Below are 2,573 nucleotides of genomic sequence, written 5' to 3' on the forward strand. Positions count from 1 at the left end.
TTTGTGGGGTATAATCGGGGCCATAAGAGGCGGGCGAGGGCATGTCAGCCATGCCCAATAGTGAACTGAAAGCAAAGTTCAGTAAAGTATGCCCGGATGCCTAGTGTTGATAATGGATCGTTATCAACATTAGATGAACCGTGCTTGCGCTGTAGCAGCACGGCCACTATAATCAGGGGCCGATCAAATCTGAACCGTAGGAGTGCCGTCGTGGCTACTGCCGCCCATCATCCGCCGCGCCGCAAACAGCGCGCCATCACCATCCGCTCCGATCATGCGCTCAAGCGCCTCGAACTGCTCGCCCGCGACGGCCGCAGCCAGGTTGAAATTATCGAAGAGGCGCTGGACCGGATGCCGCTGCCAAAGGAAAAGGACCGAGACGCGTTCCTTGCGGAGATTAGGGCGATCCAAGCGCGCGTCCCCAAGCGAACATATCCGACCATGGCGGAGATTGACGCCGAGCTTTGGGACGAGGACGGGTTGCCCCGATGATCATTGATACTTCGGCGCTGATCGCGGTGCTGACGGGCGAGGAGGGCAGTGAGGCGCTGGTCGAGGCGATCGTCGCCGAACGAGGCGGAATTCCGGCACCCGCCATGGTTGAGTTTGTGCGTGTCGCGAGCAACCAGCGATTTGGTCTGCGGGCCGAAGCTGAGGATATGCTTGCCAAGTTCGAACGCCGCGGCTGCGCGACACTGGCGTTCACGCATGACCACGCGAGGATCGCAAACGAAGCCGAACCGCTTTACGGTTCTGGGAACGGCAATGGCGGACCGCTCAACCTGCTCGACCTTATGGTCTATGCTGTGGCCAGAGAACGCGGCGAGCCGCTGCTGTGCACGGGCAAGGATTTCGCGGTGACGGATATCGCGCTTCACAAGGCCAGTCGGCCTTGGTGAAAGTGGACCAAGAAGCCTGAATGCGCTCGCGGCCAACGGCTAGAGCACGGAGAAGTCAATGGACGAACATGCCGCAGAAGGTAAGCTCACCGCGCTGGTAACGGATTATGCGCGAAGCCGGGCAGTTGCCGTATCGCGCGGAGAAGAAACGCCGGGGTTGGCGGCATTGCTCGTCGGCCGCTACGGCCGCGGCATCTACGACGCGGCGGACGTGCTGCTCGGGAGGCCAGCCGCGCAGCGCATCGTCGAGATCCTCGATCGCGAGGTGATGGCGATCGACCCCGAATGGCGGCGCCACGATCAGGATCGTTGGAGGGCGCGTCCTGCCGATCTGACAGGGGGCGCGTGACGAGACGCTCCCGATGACGCTTTCGGCAGCCATGGACGTGCGCGATGGCGCTGTGCTCGACTTGGTGGTGCGCGACGTGCGCGACCTGGTCGGTGCATCTGCGCCGATCGATGCGGAACTTGTGTCTGCTGCCGTCCGGGGCTGGTCGCATAATACACGCCGCGCGTTCCGATCGGACCTGACCATCTGGGGACAATGGTGCCGCCGCAATCGCCTCGACCCGCCGTCGGCCAAGCCACACGACGTCTCCCGCTGGGTTCGATCGCTTGCTGGGCTCGAGCTGTCCGACGAAACGATTCGGGCGATGGCGACGATTGAACGCTACATCGTAAACGTCGGTTGGGCATACCGAATGGCGGGCATTGCCGATCCCACCGCCGCACCGCTGGTCAAGCTCGAGATGAAAGCGGCGCGCAAATCGCTCGGCGTCCGCCAGCGCCAGGCGCGCGCGCTGCGCTTCAAGGGTGACATCGCGGATCTCGACAGCCCGCCGTCGGGCGTTTGCCTTGTCCATCTCCTGAAGGCATGCCGTCGGGACGAGCTGGGCTTGCGGGACGCCGCCCTGCTGCGCGTGGCCTATGACGCCGGGGCGCGCCGGTCCGAGTTGGTGGCGATCGAGGTCGGACATATCGAAGGGCCGGACAGCGATGGCGCGGGCACGCTGTTCATTCCGTCGAGCAAGACCGACCGGGAAGGGGAGGGGGCCTATGCCTATCTTTCGCCTGCGACGATGGATGCGATCGCGAGATGGCGCGAGAAGGCAGGCATCCGCAAAGGACCGCTGTTCCGCCGGGTCGAAACGCATTTTGATGGGTCGGTCGCGGCGATCGGCACCGAACGGCTGCACCCCAACAGCATCACGCTCATCTACAGGCGGGTCATTCGGGCCGCCTGGGCAAAGAAGCTGCTCGGGCCGATCTCGGAAGCGGAGCTGGAACGCTGGGTATCGGCGGTATCGTCGCATTCGATCCGGGTCGGGGTCGCGCAGGACAATTTCGCGGCGGGGGAGGCTCTGCCTGCAATCATGCAGGCGTACCGCTGGCGCGATCCCAAGACCGTGATGCGGTATGGCGCCAGGCTCGCGACCAGGAGCGGGGCAAGTGCACGGCTCGCCGCGCGCTTTTCAAAGGAGCACGCCTGACCAAGCGCCGCATTGCGCCGTAGGCGTATCGCGGTTGCCGCATCCGCTGCGAAATGCAGCTTGGGGTCACTACACGAAAGTGACGTATCCGATGGAGTGGATGGCTCCCGCTCACCGGCTGAGGCAGACTGCCTCGGCTGAAGAGCGAGGAGACGGACGATGAGTGAGATTGTCACGATTGGGC

4 protein-coding genes are annotated in these 2,573 nt (G+C 63.7%); all 4 read left to right on the forward strand.

The features are described from left to right. Positions 1–210: 210 nt before the first annotated feature. The 4 genes from B5X82_RS26030 to B5X82_RS26045 are packed head-to-tail and all read left to right on the forward strand — an operon-like array spanning position 211 to position 2,389. Positions 211–492 (forward strand): hypothetical protein, encoded by a 282-nt coding sequence (locus B5X82_RS26030; RefSeq protein WP_020819380.1) that lies wholly within the window; start codon positions 211–213, stop codon positions 490–492. Beyond that, positions 489–899, forward strand: a complete 411-nt coding sequence (locus B5X82_RS26035; RefSeq protein ID WP_020819379.1) for a type II toxin-antitoxin system VapC family toxin — start codon at positions 489–491, stop codon at positions 897–899. The genes B5X82_RS26030 and B5X82_RS26035 overlap by 4 nt, the downstream gene beginning before the upstream one ends. Before the next feature lie 58 nt (positions 900–957). Beyond that, a complete protein-coding gene (locus B5X82_RS26040) occupies positions 958–1,248 on the forward strand; it encodes a hypothetical protein (RefSeq protein ID WP_020819378.1) in 291 nt (96 codons plus the stop codon). Positions 1,249–1,261: 13 nt separating this feature from the next. After that, complete coding sequence (locus B5X82_RS26045) at positions 1,262–2,389, forward strand: tyrosine-type recombinase/integrase (RefSeq protein ID WP_020819377.1); 1,128 nt, start codon at positions 1,262–1,264, stop codon at positions 2,387–2,389. Positions 2,390–2,573 lie beyond the last annotated feature (184 nt).

Source organism: Rhizorhabdus histidinilytica, from assembly GCF_900167915.1.
In the GTDB taxonomy this organism is placed as follows: domain Bacteria; phylum Pseudomonadota; class Alphaproteobacteria; order Sphingomonadales; family Sphingomonadaceae; genus Rhizorhabdus; species Rhizorhabdus histidinilytica.

What these genes read in the sequence shown, in the direction of transcription:
- B5X82_RS26035 (WP_020819379.1), top strand. Translation starts at nt 489, where the DNA reads ATGATCATTGATACTTCGGCGCTGATCGCGGTGCTGACGGGCGAGGAG.
- B5X82_RS26040 (WP_020819378.1), top strand. Translation starts at nt 958, where the DNA reads ATGGACGAACATGCCGCAGAAGGTAAGCTCACCGCGCTGGTAACGGAT.
- B5X82_RS26045 (WP_020819377.1), top strand. Translation starts at nt 1,262, where the DNA reads ATGACGCTTTCGGCAGCCATGGACGTGCGCGATGGCGCTGTGCTCGAC.